Origin of the sequence: Kribbella lupini (assembly GCF_039529595.1) — a bacterium.
Classification (GTDB): Bacteria; Actinomycetota; Actinomycetes; order Propionibacteriales; family Kribbellaceae; genus Kribbella; species Kribbella lupini.
Genome location: NZ_BAAANC010000001.1, coordinates 142,181 through 160,182, shown reverse-complemented (window position 1 = coordinate 160,182; position 18,002 = coordinate 142,181). Strand labels below are relative to the sequence as shown.

22 protein-coding genes and 1 tRNA gene are annotated in these 18,002 nt (G+C 69.8%); 7 read left to right on the top strand and 16 right to left on the bottom strand.

Annotated features, from left to right (window positions below; genetic code table 11):
- Window positions 1-141: 141 nt before the first annotated feature.
- The 4 genes from ABD235_RS00790 to ABD235_RS00775 are packed head-to-tail and all read left to right on the top strand — an operon-like array spanning window position 142 to window position 3,512.
- The gene (locus tag ABD235_RS00790) at window positions 142-1,041 is read left to right on the top strand and encodes an NAD-dependent epimerase/dehydratase family protein (RefSeq protein ID WP_344167681.1); all 900 of its coding nucleotides are present in this window, start codon (window positions 142-144) and stop codon (window positions 1,039-1,041) included.
- Window positions 1,042-1,087: 46 nt separating this feature from the next.
- Window positions 1,088-2,260, top strand: a complete 1,173-nt coding sequence (locus tag ABD235_RS00785; RefSeq protein ID WP_344167678.1) for an NAD(P)/FAD-dependent oxidoreductase — start codon at window positions 1,088-1,090, stop codon at window positions 2,258-2,260.
- Entirely contained in the window at window positions 2,257-3,090 is an 834-nt protein-coding gene (locus tag ABD235_RS00780) for an NAD(P)H-binding protein (protein ID WP_344167675.1), read from the top strand. The genes ABD235_RS00785 and ABD235_RS00780 overlap by 4 nt, the downstream gene beginning before the upstream one ends.
- A 5-nt stretch (window positions 3,091-3,095) precedes the next feature.
- A complete protein-coding gene (locus ABD235_RS00775) occupies window positions 3,096-3,512 on the top strand; it encodes a YybH family protein (RefSeq protein ID WP_344167672.1) in 417 nt (138 codons plus the stop codon).
- A 12-nt stretch (window positions 3,513-3,524) separates the two neighbouring features.
- Here ABD235_RS00775 and ABD235_RS00770 read toward each other — a convergent pair whose 3' ends face one another.
- From ABD235_RS00770 to ABD235_RS00745, 6 genes are all read right to left on the bottom strand, one after another.
- Complete coding sequence (locus ABD235_RS00770) at window positions 3,525-3,971, bottom strand: hypothetical protein (RefSeq protein ID WP_344167669.1); 447 nt, start codon at window positions 3,969-3,971, stop codon at window positions 3,525-3,527.
- Between the two features lie 154 nt (window positions 3,972-4,125).
- Window positions 4,126-4,201 (bottom strand) — tRNA-Ala (locus tag ABD235_RS00765).
- Window positions 4,202-4,332: 131 nt separating this feature from the next.
- Window positions 4,333-4,980, bottom strand: a complete 648-nt coding sequence (locus ABD235_RS00760; protein WP_344167666.1) for a histidine phosphatase family protein — start codon at window positions 4,978-4,980, stop codon at window positions 4,333-4,335.
- Window positions 4,981-5,232: 252 nt separating this feature from the next.
- Window positions 5,233-5,616 (bottom strand): ribosome silencing factor, encoded by a 384-nt coding sequence (rsfS, locus tag ABD235_RS00755; RefSeq protein WP_344167663.1) that lies wholly within the window; start codon window positions 5,614-5,616, stop codon window positions 5,233-5,235.
- 30 nt (window positions 5,617-5,646) lie between these two features.
- Complete coding sequence (gene nadD / locus ABD235_RS00750) at window positions 5,647-6,258, bottom strand: nicotinate-nucleotide adenylyltransferase (protein ID WP_344167660.1); 612 nt, start codon at window positions 6,256-6,258, stop codon at window positions 5,647-5,649.
- An 18-nt stretch (window positions 6,259-6,276) separates the two neighbouring features.
- Window positions 6,277-6,435 carry a hypothetical protein gene (locus ABD235_RS00745; protein WP_184793478.1) on the bottom strand — a complete coding sequence of 53 codons (159 nt, stop codon included), beginning with the start codon at window positions 6,433-6,435 and terminating at the stop codon, window positions 6,277-6,279.
- A 338-nt stretch (window positions 6,436-6,773) separates the two neighbouring features.
- Between ABD235_RS00745 and ABD235_RS00740 the strand changes: the two genes are divergently transcribed.
- Window positions 6,774-7,223 (top strand): Lrp/AsnC family transcriptional regulator, encoded by a 450-nt coding sequence (locus ABD235_RS00740; protein ID WP_344167655.1) that lies wholly within the window; start codon window positions 6,774-6,776, stop codon window positions 7,221-7,223.
- On the opposite strand, the gene ABD235_RS00735 is transcribed toward ABD235_RS00740, so the two are convergent.
- Window positions 7,156-8,355: an MFS transporter gene (locus tag ABD235_RS00735; RefSeq protein WP_344167652.1), complete on the bottom strand. Its 1,200-nt coding sequence runs from the start codon at window positions 8,353-8,355 to the stop codon at window positions 7,156-7,158. The genes ABD235_RS00740 and ABD235_RS00735 overlap by 68 nt on opposite strands.
- 100 nt (window positions 8,356-8,455) lie before the next feature.
- Between ABD235_RS00735 and ABD235_RS00730 the strand changes: the two genes are divergently transcribed.
- Window positions 8,456-9,322: a winged helix-turn-helix transcriptional regulator gene (locus tag ABD235_RS00730; protein ID WP_344167649.1), complete on the top strand. Its 867-nt coding sequence runs from the start codon at window positions 8,456-8,458 to the stop codon at window positions 9,320-9,322.
- Window positions 9,319-10,002, top strand: coding sequence for a 4'-phosphopantetheinyl transferase family protein (locus ABD235_RS00725; RefSeq protein ID WP_344167646.1), 684 nt, complete (start codon window positions 9,319-9,321; stop codon window positions 10,000-10,002). Before ABD235_RS00730 ends, ABD235_RS00725 begins: the two co-directional genes overlap by 4 nt.
- Before the next feature lie 516 nt (window positions 10,003-10,518).
- On the opposite strand, the gene ABD235_RS00720 is transcribed toward ABD235_RS00725, so the two are convergent.
- The 9 genes from ABD235_RS00720 to rplU all read right to left on the bottom strand — a co-directional run bounded on the left by ABD235_RS00720 (window position 10,519) and on the right by rplU (window position 17,980).
- Window positions 10,519-11,763, bottom strand: coding sequence for a glutamate-5-semialdehyde dehydrogenase (locus tag ABD235_RS00720; RefSeq protein ID WP_344167643.1), 1,245 nt, complete (start codon window positions 11,761-11,763; stop codon window positions 10,519-10,521).
- 43 nt (window positions 11,764-11,806) lie between these two features.
- Window positions 11,807-12,334 (bottom strand): histidine phosphatase family protein, encoded by a 528-nt coding sequence (locus tag ABD235_RS00715; RefSeq protein WP_344167640.1) that lies wholly within the window; start codon window positions 12,332-12,334, stop codon window positions 11,807-11,809.
- Window positions 12,331-12,837: an HXXEE domain-containing protein gene (locus ABD235_RS00710; RefSeq protein WP_344167637.1), complete on the bottom strand. Its 507-nt coding sequence runs from the start codon at window positions 12,835-12,837 to the stop codon at window positions 12,331-12,333. The genes ABD235_RS00715 and ABD235_RS00710 overlap by 4 nt, the downstream gene beginning before the upstream one ends.
- Window positions 12,838-12,898: 61 nt before the next feature.
- On the bottom strand, window positions 12,899-13,288 hold the full coding sequence (locus ABD235_RS00705) for a hypothetical protein (protein ID WP_344167634.1): 390 nt from the start codon (window positions 13,286-13,288) through the stop codon (window positions 12,899-12,901).
- 36 nt (window positions 13,289-13,324) lie between these two features.
- Window positions 13,325-14,368 carry an NsdA family TPR-like regulatory protein gene (locus ABD235_RS00700; protein ID WP_344167631.1) on the bottom strand — a complete coding sequence of 348 codons (1,044 nt, stop codon included), beginning with the start codon at window positions 14,366-14,368 and terminating at the stop codon, window positions 13,325-13,327.
- 96 nt (window positions 14,369-14,464) lie between these two features.
- A complete protein-coding gene (gene proB / locus ABD235_RS00695; RefSeq protein ID WP_344167629.1) occupies window positions 14,465-15,577 on the bottom strand; it encodes a glutamate 5-kinase in 1,113 nt (370 codons plus the stop codon).
- 59 nt (window positions 15,578-15,636) lie between these two features.
- Window positions 15,637-17,271 carry a GTPase ObgE gene (gene obgE / locus ABD235_RS00690; RefSeq protein WP_425553039.1) on the bottom strand — a complete coding sequence of 545 codons (1,635 nt, stop codon included), beginning with the start codon at window positions 17,269-17,271 and terminating at the stop codon, window positions 15,637-15,639.
- Between the two features lie 119 nt (window positions 17,272-17,390).
- On the bottom strand, window positions 17,391-17,651 hold the full coding sequence (rpmA, locus tag ABD235_RS00685; RefSeq protein WP_344167627.1) for a 50S ribosomal protein L27: 261 nt from the start codon (window positions 17,649-17,651) through the stop codon (window positions 17,391-17,393).
- A gap of 11 nt (window positions 17,652-17,662) precedes the next feature.
- Window positions 17,663-17,980: a 50S ribosomal protein L21 gene (rplU, locus tag ABD235_RS00680; protein WP_344173618.1), complete on the bottom strand. Its 318-nt coding sequence runs from the start codon at window positions 17,978-17,980 to the stop codon at window positions 17,663-17,665.
- Window positions 17,981-18,002: the final 22 nt, after the last annotated feature.

Genomic DNA, 18,002 nt, shown 5'->3' with positions numbered 1-18,002 from the left:
TGACTCCCGCTGAACGCCGAACCGGCGCTCACGCGGGTCTTCAGCCGCGCTGAACGTGCGTTGAGCACATCGCCGTTGTCGCCGCGTCTGCACGGACTCCACAGTGGAGCAGCCATCCGCTGTCCCTGAGGAGTCACGTCGATGAGAATTTTTCTGGCCGGTGCTACCGGCGCCGTCGGAACCCCGCTCACCCAGGCGCTCCTCGCGTCCGGGCACGAGGTCATCGCCCTGACCCGCCGCCGCGGCGCTGCACCCCCTGGCACCGTCGAGCTGGTCGGCGACGCGCTCGATCGCGACGGCCTGCTGGCGGCCGTCCGAGGCATGGCGGCCGACGCGGTCATCCATCAGCTCACCGCGCTGAAGAAGGCGCCGCTGCGGCATCGGGACCTGGCCGCGACCAACCGCCTCCGGATCGAGGGCACCGCGAACCTCCTCGCCGCCGCCCGCGCCCTGGGCGCCCGGCGTTTCCTCACCCAGTCGAACCTCTACGGCTACGGCTACGGGAATCTCGGCGACCACGTCCACACCGAGAAGGACACCTTCGGGCAGGGCGGGTACGGGCGTTTCGACCAGCACATCGCCGCCATGCGGTCCACCGAACAGCAGGCGTTCACCGCCGACGGCATCGACGGCATCGCCCTGCGGTACGGCGCCTTCTACGGTGCCCGGGGCGACCACCTGATCGACATGCTCAAGCAGGGGAAGCTGCCGGTGCTACCGGGCGGCCCCACCTCCTTCATCCACGTCGAGGATGCCGCCGCCGCGACGGTCGCCGCCCTCGAGCACGGCCGCGACGGCGAGGCGTACAACATCGTCGACGACGAGCCCGCCCCCTGGCGCGACTTCTTCCGCACCACCGCCGCGCACCTCGGCGCTCCGCCGCCGAAGTCACTGCCCGGCTGGATACTCCGGCCGAGCCCGCTCCTGTACGCCGTCATGACCGGCTCCTACCGCCTGTCCAACGCCAAGGCCAAGGCCGAACTCGGCTGGACACCGTCGATGCCGACGTTCCGCGAAGGCATCGCGGCGATCCATGTCTGAGGCAGTCCCCTTCTCCCCTGAGCCATACCAACGAACGGACACGGAAATGAAGCAGCGCATCGTGGTCCTCGGCGCCGGCTACACCGGCATGATGGCCGCGCACGGCATCGCGCGCCGAACCAGGAACGCCGACGTCACCATCGTCAACCCGACCGAGCTCTTCGACGAGCGCCTCCGCCAGCACCAGGTCGCGGTCGGCCAGGACCTGGTCGTCCATCGCATCCCCGATCTCGTCGCGCCCACGGGCGTCTCCTTCGTTCAGGGCCGCGCGACCCGGATCGACGCCGTCAACCGCGGCGTCGTCCTCGCCGACGGCCAGGAACTCGGCTACGACTACCTGGTCTACGCGATCGGCAGCACCACACCGCGCGTCGAGCACGCCTTCACCATCGACGACCCGGCCTTCGGGCAGGCCCTGCGGGGCAACGCCGAGGGCGTCCTCGCCGTCTGCGGCGCGGGTCTCACCGGCATCGAAGCGGCCGCCGAAGCCGCCGAGGCGTACCCCGGCCTGCGGGTGCTTCTGCTCAGTCGCGGCGAGCCCGGATCGATGATGGGCCCGAAGGCGCGCGCCTACCTGAGGAACGTGCTCGACCGTCTCGGCGTCGAGGTCCGCACCGGCGTGACGGTCGCCCGGGTCCTCCCGGGCGCGGTCGAGCTCCACGGTGGCGAACGCATCCCGACCGACGTGACCTTGTGTACGACGGGCGTCGTACAGGCCCGCCTCGCCGCGGACGCCGGCCTCGCCGTCGACGACGCCGGCCGGGTCACCGTCGACGCCGCTCTGCGCTCGGTCTCGCACCCCGAGGTGTTCGCGATCGGCGACGCGGCGGCGATCCGGCAGGCTTACGGGACCATCCACGGGACCTGTCAGAGCGGCATCCCGACCGGCGCGCACGCGGCGGAGTCGATCACCCGGATTCTGCGCGGCAAGGATCCGCGCCCGTTCCGCTTCGGGTACATCCACCAGCCGGTGTCGCTGGGCCGCAAGGACGCCGTCATCCAGTTCACCCACCCCGACGACACCCCGAGCCGTTGGTACCTGAAGGGCGGGGCCGCGATCGCCTACAAGGAGGCGGTCAGCTCCAGCCCGCTCAAGTTCTACCGGTCGAGGACCGCCATCCCCTCAGCCCTGACCAAGCGGAGCGGCGGGCGTCGCAATCGCCTCGCTCATCTTGTCGAGCGAGCGAATCTGAGCCCGAGCGAAGGAAGTGCACGATGATCCTCCTGACCGGCGCCGGCGGTGTTGTCGGCCGCGCTGTGACCCGCCTGCTGCTGCACGAGGGCAGGGCCGTCACCGTTGTCAGCCGCGGTGAAACCCGTTTCCCTGACACCGTCCGGGTCGCCGAAGGCGACCTGTTCAGTCCGTACTGGCTGGAGGCGACACTCGACGGCGTGGAAGCGATCCAGCTCAGCCCGCGCGCCTCCGGGTCCGGCCTGGGCACGCTGCTGCAACTCGCCCGCAAGCAGGGCGTCCGCCGCGCGGTGCTGCTGTCGGCGACCACCGTGGAACACCCCGCGGGCGAGCCTCGCTTCGCGACCCAGTTCAGGGCGGCCGAGGACCTGCTGAAGGACTCTGGTCTGGAGTGGACGATTCTGCGGCTGGCCGACTTCGCCGCCAATTCCCTTGCCTGGGCGCCGCAGATCAGGGCTGGCGACGTGGTGCGCGGTGCGTACGCCGAGGCCCGGACCTCGCCGATCCACGAGGCCGACATCGCGGCGGTCGCCGTACAGGCTCTCGCGGGGGCGCACGCTTCTTTGACCCTGACACTGACCGGGCCGCAGTCGCTCGACCAGCCGGAGAAGGTCCGCATCATCGGCGACGTCGTCGACCGGCCGCTGTCCTTCCATGAGATCCCCGCCGAGCAGGTCCGGCAGGGCATGCTCCGACAAGGCCTCCCCGAGGAGGTCCCTGCACGTCTCCTTGGCTCCTTGGCCGACTACGCCGTACGCCCTGGTCCCACCTCCTCGACCGTGGAGGCACTGCTGGGTCGGCCCGCCCTCACGTTCGCCGACTGGGCCTGTGACAACGCCGCCGCCTTCGGAGGTTGAGAACAATGACCACCCCGCACGAAGCCGCGATCACCGCGCAGATCAACCAGATCATCCACGGGCTCCGCACCAAGGACCTGGACCACCTCGCCCAGCTCTACACGCCCGACGTCGTCTCCTTCGACATCGACCCTCCCCTGCAACACGTCGGCCGCGCCGCCAAGCTGAAGAACTGGGAGAGGGTTTTCGCGGTCTTCCAGGACGTGAACTACGAGCTGCGCGACCTGAAGATCACCGCCGGCGACGAGATCGCCTTCGCCCACGGCTTCGGCCGCCTGAGCAACGGAACAACAGCCGGCAGTTGGGTCCGCGTCACCTTCTGCTTCCGCAACGTCGACGGCACCTGGCTGATCGCCCACGACCAGGTGTCCGTCCCGTCCGACATGGCCGCCGGCCGGGCGATCACCGACCTCGAGCCATGACGCCTGCGGTTCTCAGTGGTCGTTGTAGAAGCACTTCTTGGTGTCGAGCGCGATGATCACGATGTTGGCGCCGTTGCGATCGACGATGCCCGCATACATGCACACGTGCGAGCCTTCCTTGAGGTCCAGGTTGCAGACCCCGGCGTGCCCCTGCCCGTACGGGTTGTAGCACGCGCCGGTGCGCCCGTACCCGGTCTCGAAGTACGCCACCGCGGAGGAACTGTCCTCGTTCTGGTCCACGACGAAGAAGTTGTCGCCGTACTTCTGGAAGCAGACGTACGCCTGGAAGTTCCCCGTGCACAAGTCGTTCTGGATGATGCTGACCTCGGTCGCCCGGAACATCGGCGGGTTGTAGATCGTGGCAGCGGAGGCAACAGCCGGACTGATCAGCAGCAACACGAGCGCGACGAAGAGCGCAGCGAACGTGCTGAGCAACCGGCGGACGGAGTGACGGTTCATGACGACGTCCTCACTGTGGGCGGGGCAGCAGCTTGCCACCCCGCTCCCGCTGTGACCAGACGTGCACAATTACCAACTGCTGCGTCAGAGCCCTTCGTCACTCAGGTCATGAAAAAGAGGCCCTTTCCCTAGCCGGGAAAGAGCCTCTGACCTGTGGTGGAGCTTAGGGGATTCGAACCCCTGACCTCTTCCATGCCATGGAAGCGCGCTACCAACTGCGCCAAAGCCCCGCGTTCTTGCGACTCGGAAAGCTTAGCGGAAGAGGGGCCTCAAAGAAAAATCGGTTCCCGTGGGGGTGGAGGTGATGAGGGACACGGGTGTTGTGGCAGGGAGTGAAGGGATGATTGCGGTAGTGCGGCGGCTACTGCTGGGGGTCGTCGGACATGACGGGCTCCGGGAGGGAGCCCGCGTTCCATTCTTCGATGCGCCAGTTGTTGTTGCGGCTGGGGAGGAGGGAGATCCAGTTGCAATTGGAGATGCCGCCGAAGGCGGGCCAGTGGGCTTGGGGGATGCCGAGGAAGAGGCAGACGCCTACTCGGGCGGCCAGGCCGTGGGTGGCTACTACGACGGTGTCGGAGGGGTCTGCGTCTTCTACCGCGCGTTGGAGCGCGGGGGCGAAGCGGGCGGCGACCTCTTCGACGGTTTCGCCGGCGGTGCCGCGGCGTTGGGGTTCGCCGGCTCGGATGCGGGCGGCGGCCTCGGGGTTCTGCTCGGCGAGCTCGGCCATGGTGAGGCCGGCCCAGTCGTCGACGTCGATCTCGCGGAGGGCCTTGTCGTACTCGACGGTCAGGCCGGTCAGCGTCGCCAGCTCGGCTGCGGTGGAGGCGGCGCGCTGGAGGTCGCTGGCGATCAGGCGGGTCGGTGCGAGGGACGCGAGGCGGGCGGCGGCCGCGCGGGCCTGTCCGATGCCGACCTCGTCCAGGGGGATGTCGGCCTGGCCCTGGACCTTGTCCTGGAGGTTCCACTCGGTGCGGCCGTGGCGCCAGACGATCAGGCGTCCTGCAGTCATGTCGCGTGCTCCCGGAGGTAGCGGAGCCGACCGGGCCGACCCCGAATCAAATGAACAGTCCGTACGACGAGCGCCCGCCCGCCGTCAGGTCCCTGACGAAAGTCGCGTTGCCGTCCCGCGAGAGGCGGGCAGCGCGCTCGGTCCCGCACGACGAGCACACGGCTCAGTTCCGTACGTCGAGCAAGCACCCGACGGACAGATCAACGTCGTACAGCCGGCAACGCATCCAGGCCGTACGACGTACAACCAGCCTCAGTCCGTCGGCACGCCCGGCACCGGGGACGGCAGCGGGATGACCGGGCAGTCGCGCCACAGCCGCTCGAGGGAGTAGAAGCTGCGCTCCTCGTCGTGCTGGACGTGGATGACGATCTCCAGGTAGTCCAGCAGCACCCAGCGGCCCTCGCGGGCGCCTTCGCGGCGGACCGGCTTGGCGTCGAAGTCCTCGCGCAGCTTGTCCTCGATCGCGTCGACGATCGCGCGGACCTGGCGGTCGTTGGACGCCGAGGCGACCAGGAACGCGTCGGTGATCGCGAGCTGCTCGGAGACGTCGAACGCGAGCACGTTCTCGGCCTTCTTGTCGTGGGCTGCCTCGGCTGCCGCGGTGAGCAGCTCTACGGCACGTTCTGAGGCTGGCATGCCAGGTCCTTTGATAGAGGAGCAGTCTTACTAGTGGTTGGTGTAGAGGTCGCGCTTGGCGATGTACTGGACGATGCCGTCCGGCACCAGGTACCAGGTCGGGTTGCCCTTGGCGACCCGGGCCCGGCACTCGGTCGACGAGATGGCCAGCGCGGGCACCTCGAGCAGCGTGATCCGGTCCATCGGGAGCCGGTCGAGCGGGAGCTCGGTCGCCTCGGTCCCCGGCCGGGTGCAGCCCACGAACTGGGCCAGCTTGAACATCTCGTCGACGTCGCGCCAGGTGAGGATCTGGGCCAGCGCGTCGGCGCCGGTGATGAAGAACAGCTCGGCGTCGGGGTAGAGCCGGGACAGGTCGCGCAGCGTGTCGATCGTGTACGTCGGCCCCGGCCGGTCGATGTCGACCCGGCTGACCGAGAACCGCGGGTTCGAGGCGGTCGCGATGACCGTCATCAGGTACCGGTCCTCGGGCGGCGAGACGTCCCGGTCGGTCTTCTGCCAGGGCTGGCCGGTCGGGACGAAGATCACCTCGTCCAGGTCGAAGTACGCCTGCACCTCGCTGGCGGCCACCAGGTGGCCGTGGTGGATCGGGTCGAACGTTCCGCCCATGACGCCGAGGCGCCGGACCCGCTCCGGGGAGTTCACGTCAGCTCGATCCGCCGCTCAGCTGTGCGGCCGGCCCTTGCCCATGATCACGGTCAGCGCCAGCAGCGCGACCAGCACGAACAGGGCGAACCCGCCGTACCACCACGGCGAGATGTGCGACGCCTCGCCGGCGGCTTCGGACAGCGGCGCCAGCTGGGGCAGGAGTTGAAGAGCCATGGGCGCAGCCTATCTCGCCCCGCCCCCAAGAAGCGCGACCGGTCGGCCCTCAGGGGCCTGCCGGTCGCGCGGTGGAGCTCAGTGCTTGCGGGTCAGCAGCCGGCGCAGAGCCGACGGACGCGCGGCGCCACGGTTGTGCAGCTCGGCGACGCGACGGAGCTCGTAGATGTGGGCACGGGCGACTTCGGGGGTGATCATGATTCCTTCACGGGGTTGCGATGTGGTCGGAGGGGCATCCCCGACTAGTTGAAATTGTACGTCGTACGCTGGTCGAACACAAACGAATTAAAGGCAGATCAGACGATCTCCCTACGAATCTGCGGTTAACGGGAGGATTCATGGACGTTATCGATCGACAGCTGGTCGAGGCGCTGCGGACCAACGGGCGGTCCAGCTGGGCCGAGCTCGGCCGGGTCGTCGGCCTGTCGGGGCCGAGCGTCCAGGAACGGGTGAAGCGGCTCGAGGAGCGTGGCGTCCTGCTCGGCTACCGCGCGGTGGTCGCGCCGGACCAGGTCGGGCTCGGCACCAGCGCGCTGATCGGGCTGTTCCAGCGCGACGACGTGGAGACCGACGACATCGTCGACGGCGTCCGCGAGATCGAGGCGGTCGAGGACTGCTGGTTCGTCGCCGGCGACCAGGAGCTGGTGGTCAAGGTGCGCGTCGCCGACGTCACCCAACTGGAGGCGGTCGTCGGCCAGCTCCGCCGGGTCAACGGCGTGGTCAGGACGCGGACGACGGTCGTCCTGTCGACTCGCTGGGAAGCACGGCCCGCTCCCCTGCCGCAGTGACGGCTGCGGCCGCCGCCAGAGCCAGTACGGCGGCCGCCGGGTACAGGAGCGCCGGCACATGCTCGTACGCCGTACCGCCGAGTGCCGGCGCCAGGAACATCCCGCTGATCGACGCAGCCGCGTACAGGCTGCTGTAGCGACCGACCATCCCCTCCGGCGCAGCGTCGGCCACATGGGCCGTCGCAGTCGGCTTGTAGAGCATCTCCCCCGCGGTGATCACCGCAACCGCCACAGCCGCGCCCACGAGCGCCGGCCACACTCCCAGCACCGCCAGGCCCAGTCCGACGAGCAGGAAGCCCGCTGCGATCACCCGGCGAGCCTGGTGACCTGCCAGCCGCACTGCCAGGGGTGCTTCGAGCAGGACGATCACTACCGAGCTCAACCCGATCAGTACGCCATACGCGACCGCTGGTGAGCCGGCGTCGCGCAGCAGCAGGGGCATGGTCGCGAAGAGCTGCCGGTACGCGGTGTCGACCACGACGACCGCAGCGAGCAGCACGAGGGTCGGCTTGTCGTTGCGGAGCGCTCGCCAGACGCCGTGGGCCTGCTTGGCGAGGATTCGAGTCGCCGGCGGGACCCAGCGCCAGACCACGCCCGCCAGAACCAGACTGCTCACCGCGTCGACCACGAAGACCAGCGAGAAGTCGTACGCCGCCAGCAGGCCGCCCAGCGGCGGGCCGATGGTAAAACCGGCGTTGCTGGCGGTCCGCGACAGGGCGATCCCCTCTCGGCGCCGGTCGGCCGGCATCGCCGTTGCGACGAGGGCACTGAGGTTGGGGCGACTCGCTCCCCCGCAGAGGCCGGCGATGATGGCTGTGACGGCCAGGGCGCTGTTGGGGACGACCGGCATCGCCAGGCAGGCAGCCGCCCAGGTCAGTTGACTGCCGATCGCCGCCGTACGGAGACCGAATCGGTCGCCGACCCAGCCGCCGCCGAGATTGCCGCCGAGCAGGCCCACGCCGTACGCCGCTGCGGCGAAGCCGGCCTGCTGGGCGCTCATCCCGCGGTCGTCGACGAGGTAGAGGGTCAGGTAGATCCAGGCCAGGGCGCCGGCGGAACTGACCAGCTGGCCGACCATCACGGCTTTGAGCCAGCCGGGGAGGCCGGCGATTCGTTGCCAGTACGCCGCCATCGCTGCTCTCCCCCGTTGGTGTGAGTTCCTGGCGGGAACCTACTAGGCCGACTAAGTTGGACGCAACAGGATTCGCGCGGCCGAGGCGAGGGAGGACGACGTGCGACGGAGCAGCTTCTCACCTGATCCGGACTGCGCGGTGGCGCAGTCGCTCGCGGTCGTCGGCGACCCGTGGGAGCTGCTGATCGTGCGCGACCTAGCCCGTGGGCTGGACCGCTTCGACCTGCTCGCCGACTCGCTGCACATCTCGCGCAAGGTGCTGACCGAGCGGCTGGTCGGGCTGATGGACAGCGGGGTCGTTGAGCGTACGGCGTATCAGGAACGTCCGACCCGGTACAGCTATCGCTTGACCCCGCGCGGCCAAGCCCTGCTGCCGGTGTTGGTCGCCCTGCAGGACTGGGGCGACCGTTGGGTCCTCGGCGACGGCGAACTCACCGGCACCAACTCGGCCGGCGAGGCCCCGGCCCAGCGTGTGCACGAGCTGGTCGGGCGCCGGATTCCTGACGGGTTGTTGCTGCCAGCAACCAGCGGCGGTACGGCGGATGTCGTCTCCGCAGAAGCCAGGTCAACAGTCCTCTTCGGCTTCCCCGCAACCGGTCGCCCGACGCCACTGCCCGACGAATGGCCGACGATCGCCGGTGCGCACGGCTGCACGCTGGAGAACAAGCTCTTCACCGAGCGGTACGACGACTTCCGCGCCGCCGGCGTCGCCGTCCACGGCGTCAGTACGCAACGCCCCGACGAGCAGTCCGCGTTCGCCGAACTGGAGCAGATCGCGCAGCCGCTGCTCTCCGACACGGATCTCGCCCTGACCGCGGCGCTGCGGCTGCCGACGTTCCGCTCCGGCGGTTTGGAGCGCCTCAAACGCTTCGTCCTCGTCGTCGGCGCCGATCGTGAGATCCGCGCGGTGCGCTACCCGGTCACCGACATCCCGGACGCGGTCAGCTGGGCGCTGAGCACGGCGTGATCGAGATCTGGTGGGCTCGGCTCAGCACCCAACGCGTTGCTCCGGACTGGATTGCCGATTTCGATGCGGCGGAGCGCGAGCGGCTGGCGGCGTACAAGCGTCAGGAGGACCAGGACCGCTTCCTGCTCGGCTGCACGATCGTCCGCCGCCTGCTCGCTTCCCGGAGTCAGTTGCCCGCAGCAAGCATCCGGCTCGACCGCCGCTGCGACGACTGCGGCCGCCCGCACGGCAAGGTCCGCGCCGAGGGCGCCGAGCTCTCGATCACCCACTCCGGCGACCTGGTCGGCGTGGCCTTCCACCCCAGCATCCCGATCGGCCTCGACGTCGAGCTCGTCAACCCCGCCGTGGACGCCCTCGCCCTGGCCCGAGTCAGCCTCGCCCCGGCGGAGACCGACGACCTCGTACGCCGCCCGCCCGCTGACCGCGCAGCCGCGTTCACCACGTACTGGACCCGCAAGGAAGCCGTCGTCAAAGCCACCGCCGAAGGCATCCGCGCCGACCTCACCAAGCTCGTCGTCACCCCACCCGACCAGCCCGCCGCGGTCGCCGTCTGGCCGGACCACCCGGACCCGATCCAACTGGTCGACGTCGACTCAGCCCCCAACCACAAAGCCGCCCTGGCCGCGCTCACCGCCGCGCCGATCGAGGTCAGCCTGAGGGACGCCGCCGAGCTGCTTTGATCCACCGCAGTGCGCGGACGCCCAGCACTCACCAACCACCCTTCCAGCACCCTTCCCAGGCTGGGACCACCCTGCCGAAGCGGGGTTGGTGAGTGGTGGAGATCCGCCCACGCCGCCGAACCGGCTCCGGATCCATGGCGGGCCGGCGTGCAGGTCCCAGTCGTGCGGTGTCGACGCCCACCACCGTCCAACCCGTCATCGATGCAAGCTCCGCGCTCAGCCGCGCCCGCCGGAGCAGGTTGGACGGTGGTGGGCGTCGGTGCCGGGGTCCACCGCGCGCGACCACCCGGGCAGACCGACGCCCAGCACTGACCAACCCTGTCCTCGGCGCGCGCTCCACGCTCAGCCGCACCCGGCGCAGCACGGTTGATCAGTGGTGGGCGTCGGCCTACTGGCGCAGGCCGGCACGGGGCCGATCCGGGGGACAAATCGTCGCCGGGTTGCCCTCGGTCGGCTCCGGCTCGCGGTCGGGGCGGAGGCGCGTGGTGGTGAGTTGGCCCCGCGACCCAGAGCAGCTCAGGTCCTGATCTGGCCCTCGCCGATGACGACGTACTTGGTCGACGTCATCTCCGGCAAGCCCATCGGCCCGCGGGCGTGCAGCTTCTGGGTGGAGATCCCGATCTCCGCGCCGAAGCCGTACTCGCCGCCGTCGGTGAACCGGGTGCTCGCGTTCACGACCACCGCCGCCGAGTCGACCGCCTGCACGAAGCGCCGCGACGCCGCCTGCGACCTGGTGATGATCGCGTCGGTGTGGCTCGAGCTGTACTTGCGGATGTGCTCGACCGCGGCCTCCAGCGAGTCGACGACGGCGGCCGACAGCTCCAGGCCGTGGTACTCCGCCGCGTAGTCCTCGTCCGTGGCCGCCTGGATGTCCTTGCCCGCAGCAACCACCTTCGGATCGCCGTGCACTGTGACCCCGGCCTCGGCGAGCGCCGGCAAGGCCTTCGCCAGGAACGCGTCGGCGACGGACGCGTGCACCAGCAGCGACTCCGCCGCGTTGCACACGCTCGGGCGCTGCGTCTTCGCGTTCATCAGGATCGTCAGTGCGAGGTCGAGATCCGCGTCCGCGTCGACGTACACGTGGCAGTTGCCGACGCCGGTCTCGATCACCGGCACGGTCGACTCGGTGACCACGGTCTGGATCAGCCCCGCACCACCGCGCGGAATCAGTACGTCGACCAGCCCGCGCGCCTGCATCAGTTCCTTGACCGCGGCGCGGTCCCCCGGCACGCCCTGGATCACGTCGGCCGGCAGGCCGGCCTCGACGACGGCATCACGCAGTACGGCGATGATCTCCTCGTTCGACGACGCCGCCGAGGACGACCCGCGCAGCAGCACCGCGTTGCCCGACTTGAGGCAGATCCCCGCCGCGTCGGCGGTCACGTTCGGGCGCGCCTCGTAGATGATCCCGACGACGCCGAACGGCACCCGGACCTGCTTGAGCTCCAGCCCGTTCGGCAGGTTGTACCCGCGGACGACCTCGCCCACCGGGTCCACCAGCCCGGCCAACTGCTCCAGCCCCGCGGCCATCGCGTCCACGCGCCCCGGGTCCAGCGCCAGCCGGTCAACCGTCGACTCCGCCGTACCGGCCTCGCGCGCCGCCGCGACGTCCTTCGCGTTGGCCGTCACGATCCGCTCGGTGTTCGCCCGCAGTGCCGCCGCCATCGCGTGCAACGCCGCGTCCTTCGTCGCCCGCGAAGCCGCCGCCAACGAGTACGAAGCCTCCCGCGCCTGCCGGCACAGCTGGATGATCTCGCTCATCCCGTCATCGTAGGCCGCAGGCCCCCGACGGTGCGCACCCGTCTCACACCCCGTCCAGCACCCGAATCCCACAGAAGTCCGTGTGGATGTGCCCGGTCAAGGCCCGGATCACGGTCGCATGGCACACCGCGACGAACGACTCGGAGCCGGCAGCCTGCCGCCGCAGCGCATTCAACGCCCGCTCCCGTACGGCGGACAACGGCTCCCACAACCGCGTCTCCCCCGGCGGCCACTCGCCGCCGCACGCCTCGAAGTCCTTGGCGAGCGCCTGAACGTCCTCGAGCCCGCGCCACGACAACGTCGAGTCCGGCAACCACTCCCGCAGGTCGAACTCGACAGCCGTCAACGGCAGCGCGGTCTCCGCGGCGATCAGACTCGCCGTCTGCAACGCCCGAGTCATCGGGGACGCCACGATCCGCATCGCCCCCGCACCCCGGAGCTCGCGCCCGACCTGCTTGGCCTGCTCAACACCCGCAGCCGTCAGCGGCGCCCAATCCCGGGCGGGCCCGAACCACCCCTCCGCGTCGATCTGCGGCAGCCCCGGCTCACCATGCCGAACGAGAAAGATCACCGCGTACGCCGCAAGCGCGGCAGCCGCGCGATCGCGTGCGACAACGGCACCACGGCGGCCAGCGCCAAGGTGAGGCGCCGGTCCGGCGCGGCCGCCGGTACGCCGTACGCGCGAAGGCGGCGCCAGGCCCACAGGCTGAACGGGAGGACGACGAGCGGCGTCGTCACCAGTCCCGGCGTGTACCGCCGGAGCGCGGCCGACTGCGCCAGATGCGTCACGCCGTGCGCCCCGAATCCGGTCAGCGCCGCCTGGAAGAACGCACTCCGCCCACCGGACCGAGCCCCGGCCGCCGACGCGGCCGCCATCACCACCCCGGTCAGCCCGATCGCCGTCGCGGCCTCCCGGCTCGACATCGGCAACTGCTCCACCACACGATCCGGTACGCCGGGCAGCACCGCCCGCACCTGCCCCGGCGCCTCCCGCGACCAGCCGGCCATCGTCGCAAGCTCCTCGGCGTCGTCAATCACCCACGCCGCCAGCAACCCCCAGGCAATCCCCTTCACGCCGGCAATCCTAAGCACGCAACCGATCGACTGCTGCTTGGTACGCGAGGTGTGGCCGGCGCTACGCCTTGACCGGCGTACGACGACCCGCTGCCGTCAGCAGGTAACTGCCGGCCATCGCCGTCGGCACCAGAAGCAGCACGCTCAGCCCGATCCGGCGCTGCCGCTGCCGGTCACAGGCTGCCGTGAGTTCGGCATGGTCATCGCGAAGACGCAGATCGTCCTCGAAGTCGATCTTGTCGATGCGGTCGTGGATGGAGTCGTAGTAGCCCGGATAGTCCGACCCGTTCCGCACCGGGCCGAGCACGGCAGTGCAGGCGTAGCGGTCCGAACTGTCGTCGCGATAGTGGTGCGTCGACCCGAAGGCAAGCAGCCAGGTGATGAACCCCAGCCCCAGCACCAGTACGCCGACCGCCCACCGCCGACCGTGCTTCATCCGTCCATCCGTCATACCGGGATCCTCGCATCCGCGGCCACACACAACCGGCTAGAAGCCGTGCAGCAGGTCCTCGAACTCGCCGACCAGCCCTTCACCGGGATAATCGTGACGCAGCTCGCGCCCCAACTCCCCCGCAATCATCTGCAGGTGAAGCCGACTCTGCCGGCCACCCCTCAAGCCGGTCTTCCCCCACTCCACAGCCTGCTCGAGATCACCCTCGCGACCCGCCAGGAACCCGAGCGTCAGCCGGCACTCGGAAACCCGCATCGGACTCAGCTCGGTTCCGCCCGGCGTGACGTTGTCGCGGATGACGGCGTCGGCGTACTCCTTCGCCAAGTCGTTGTCCCCGGCCATCCGGTGAACGTCCATCGCGTAGTAGTCCCACTTGGCCGGGTCGATCTTGAAGTGGTTGTCCGGGCGGTCCGGGTACGGCAGGTGGTCGAGCAGTTCGCGGCCGACCTCGAGCAGATGGTGCAGGCCGCTCTCGCCCATTCGCGCCCGCGCCTTCGCCTCCTGCGCGATCAGCTGGACGTGCACACTGCTGCTCTGCGCGACAGCCTGCCCGCTCCTGGCAGCCTCAGCCGCCTGCCGGTACCTCCCCTGCGTCAGCGCGAACCAGGCCGTCATCTCGTGGCCCCAACCGGCAATCTCCGGATGCCCTGCCTCGAGGCCGAGCTGCATCGCCGCCGTACGGGTGGACTCCGCCGCCGAACGCATCCCGAGGTCGTACTCCACACAGCCCGCGAGGAGCGCGAGCCAGCCGCCGGCGACCAGCAGATCCTGATGGGCCTTCAACCCGACCGGCCGCCGCAGAAGGCTGCCGACATGTTGCAGCCACGCGTGAGCCTCCCGCCGTAGCTCCAACGCATCCCTGCGGTTGTACTGACAGCAGAGTTCCTCGATCGTGGCCCGAAGCGACTCCAAGGTCTGCGGAGTGGCATCGCTGGCCTGCAACCGCTGCACCAACTCGGCTGTCTGCCAAGGAGTCTCGTCGAGCCGTCCAACGGTGTCCGCCTTGGCGGCGGCAATCAGCTCACCCTTCGCCCGCAACGCCTCGTCGCACACCCGAGCCAGTTCGTCGTTGGCCTTCACGTTCCCCAGTGTCACCCAGGGGGCCGTACCACCGCACCCGCGTCGGCACGGCACGGCTGACCCACCTCGACGTCAGCCAAAGTCCACAACTGTTCGTCAGAGCAGGACGAGGTCGTCTCGGTGGACTACTTCTCGCTCGTACGCCGCGCCCAGCTCTTTCGCCAAGTCCCGGGTGGAGCGGCCCAGGAGGTCGGGCAGTTCGGTGGCGTCGTAGTTGACCAGGCCTCGGGCGATGACGATGCCTGATGGGGAGACCAGGTCTACCGGGTCGCCGGCTGAGAAAGTGCCTTCTACCGTGAGGATTCCGGCGGGGAGGAGCGACGTACGGCGTTCGGTCACCGCTCGGACGGCGCCCTCGTCCAACTGGAGGCGGCCCTGGCCGGAGGTTGCGTGCTGGAGCCACAGGAGGCGGGTCTTCTGGCGGCGGCCTGTGGGGTGGAAGAGGGTGCCTACCGGATCACCCCGCAGCGCCTCGCCGACTCGGCCGGCGGAGGTCAGTACTACGGGGATGCCTGCTGCGGTGGCGATTGCGGCGGCTTCGACCTTGGTCTGCATGCCGCCGGTGCCTACTCCGGACGAACCGGTCCGGCCGATCTGGAGAGACTTCAGGTCCTCGGGGCCGCGGACGTCCGAGAGCATCACCGTGCCGGGCTTGCGGGGGTCGCCGTCGTACAGGCCGTCGACGTCGGAGAGCAGGACCAACAGGTCCGTGTGGACCAGGTGGCTGGTCAGCGCGGCCAAACGGTCGTTGTCGCCGAAGCGGATCTCGGTGGTGGCGACGGTGTCGTTCTCGTTGACGATCGGGACAACGCCGAGCTCCAGCAGGCGGGCGAAGGTGCGGTACGCGTTGCGGTAGTGCGAGCGGCGGGTCACGTCGTCGACCGTGAGCAGGACCTGGCCGACGCGCAGCCCATGCGCGGCGAAGGCGTCGCTGTAGCGGGCCATCAGCAAGCCCTGACCGACCGACGCCGCGGCCTGCTGCGTGGCCAGGTCGCGCGGGCGTGAGCGCAGGCCCATCGGTGCGAGTCCGGCGGCGATCGCGCCGGAGGAGACCAGGACGACCTCCGTGCCCTCGACGCGCCGGGCGGCGAGGGCGTCGACGAGCAGGCGGAGCCGGTCGAGATCGATCCGGCCCCGCTGGGTCAGTGACGACGACCCGACCTTCACGACGATTCGGGCGGCCTGAACGACCTCCGCGCGGCGTTTCATCAGTTCTCCCACCAGGGATGAAGTTGCCTACGGCCCGCGTCGTTGCGGGCCGAGGGCAACTACTTGCGGTCTTCCGCCTCGATGTCGATGTCCTGACCGGCGGCGTACGCGAGCTCGGCCTGCAGTTCCTGCTCGGCCTCCAGCTCGCGGGCCTGCTTGCGGGCCAGGCGCTCGGCGGCCTTCTGGGCCGCCTTCGCCTCGGCCGGGGACAGGTCGACCTCGTCCTCGGTCCAGCCCGCGCCGTACTCCGACAGGTCCGGCGACGGCTCGATCTCGCCGGAACGGCGAGCGTGGTACATCTCGTCCTTGGCCTTCTTGCGCTGCGCGGCCGGACGGTCCTCCTCGAGGCGGTGGTCCTCGCCACGCCGCGACAGCAGCTCCGCACCGGCCTGTACGTCGGGCGCGAAGTCGAACACGACCGCGTTCGGGCCGTCGCCGATCATCACGGCGTCGCCGGCCATCGCGCCCCGCTCGAGCAGCTCCTTCTCGACGCCGAGCCGGTTCAGCCGGTCGGCCAGGTACCCGGTTGCTTCGGCGTTGGTGAAGTCGGTCTGCCGGACCCAGCGCTCGGGCTTGTCGCCCTGCACCAGCCAGGTGCCGTCGGGCATCTTCTTCACCTTGAACTCGACCCCACCGGTCGCCTGCGGCCGGATGATGATCCGGGTGGTGTCGGGCTTGGCGGTCTCGGCCCGCCGCTTGTTCACGATCTCGGCCATCGCGAACTTCAGCGCGTCCAGGCCCTCGTGGCTGGCGGTCGAGATCGAGAACACCTTCATCCCGCGCTCCTCCAGCTCCGCGGTCACCATCTCGGCGATCTCGCGGGCGTCCGGGACGTCGACCTTGTTCAGCGCGACCAGCCGCGGCCGGTCCTCGAGCCCGCCGTGCGCGGTCAGCTCGGCCTCGATCGTGTCGAGGTCGCTCAGCGGGTCCCGGCCCGGCTCGTACGTCGCGCAGTCGATCACATGGATCAGCGCGGCGCAGCGCTCGACGTGGCGCAGGAAGTCGTGCCCGAGTCCGCGGCCCTCGCTGGCGCCTTCGATCAGGCCCGGTACGTCGGCCACGGTGAACGTGGTCTCGCCTGCGACGACGACCCCGAGGTTCGGGATCAGGGTGGTGAACGGGTAGTCGGCGATCTTCGGCCGGGCGCGGCTGATCGAGGCGACCAGCGACGACTTGCCCGCGCTCGGGAAGCCGACCAGACCGACGTCGGCGACGACCTTGAGCTCGAGGACGATCGTGCGCTCCTCGCCGTCCTCGCCGAGCAGCGCGAAACCGGGCGCCTTGCGGGCCGAGCTGGCCAGCGCCGCGTTGCCCAGGCCGCCCTTGCCGCCGGCGGCCGCGACGAACTCCGCGCCGGGGCCGACCAGGTCGGCGAGGACCTCGCCCTCCGGCGTACTGATCACGGTGCCGTCCGGGACCGGCAGGACGACGTCGCCGCCCTTGCTGCCCGCCTGGTGGTCGCCCTTGCCCTGAGCACCGTTCGTCGCCGAGCGGTGGCTGGAGCGGTGGTAGTCGACCAGCGTGGTCAGGTCGGGGTCGACGCGCAGGATGATGCTGCCGCCGTCACCGCCGTTGCCGCCGTCCGGGCCGCCGAGCGGCTTGAACTTCTCCCGGTGCACCGAGGCGCAGCCGTTTCCGCCGTTGCCACCGGTGACGTGCACCGTGACCCGGTCGACAAAGCTGGGAATCGCCATCGGTGTTCTCTACTTCCTGCAGGGTTCGGAGAGGGTTCTCCTGGAACAGCGAAAAGGACGGGCCGCGGTATTCCGCGACCCGCCCTTCTCAGAGCTTGCAAACGTGCCGGGTGGCGGTGTTACTCCGCCGGGGCCGGGACGATGTTGACGACGCGACGGCCACGACGGGTGCCGAACTCGACCCGCCCCTCGGCCAGCGCGAACAGCGTGTCGTCGCCACCCCGGCCGACCAGCGAGCCCGGGTGGAAGTGCGTGCCGCGCTGCCGGACGATGATCTCGCCGGCGTTGACCAGCTGGCCGCCGTACCGCTTGACGCCGAGCCGCTGCGCGTTCGAGTCGCGCCCGTTACGGGTGGACGCCGCGCCCTTCTTGTGTGCCATTGCTGATCAGCTCACTTCTTCTTCGCGTCGATCGCGGTGACCTTGACCTGGGTGTAGTGCTGACGGTGCCCCTGGCGCTTGCGGTAACCGGTCTTGTTCTTGTACTTGAGGATGGTGATCTTCGGGCCCTTGCTGCGGCCCAGCACCTCGGCCGACACGGCCACCTTGGACAAAGCGGCGGCATCGGTCGTCACGGTGTCGCCATCGACGACGAGGACTGCGGGCAGCGAAACCGTGTCGCCGACCTGGTCCGTCAGGCTGTCGATCTCGATGACATCGCCGACGGCGACCTTCTGCTGGGTGCCGCCACTGCGCACGATCGCGTACACCGTGGATCTCACTCTCTGTTTG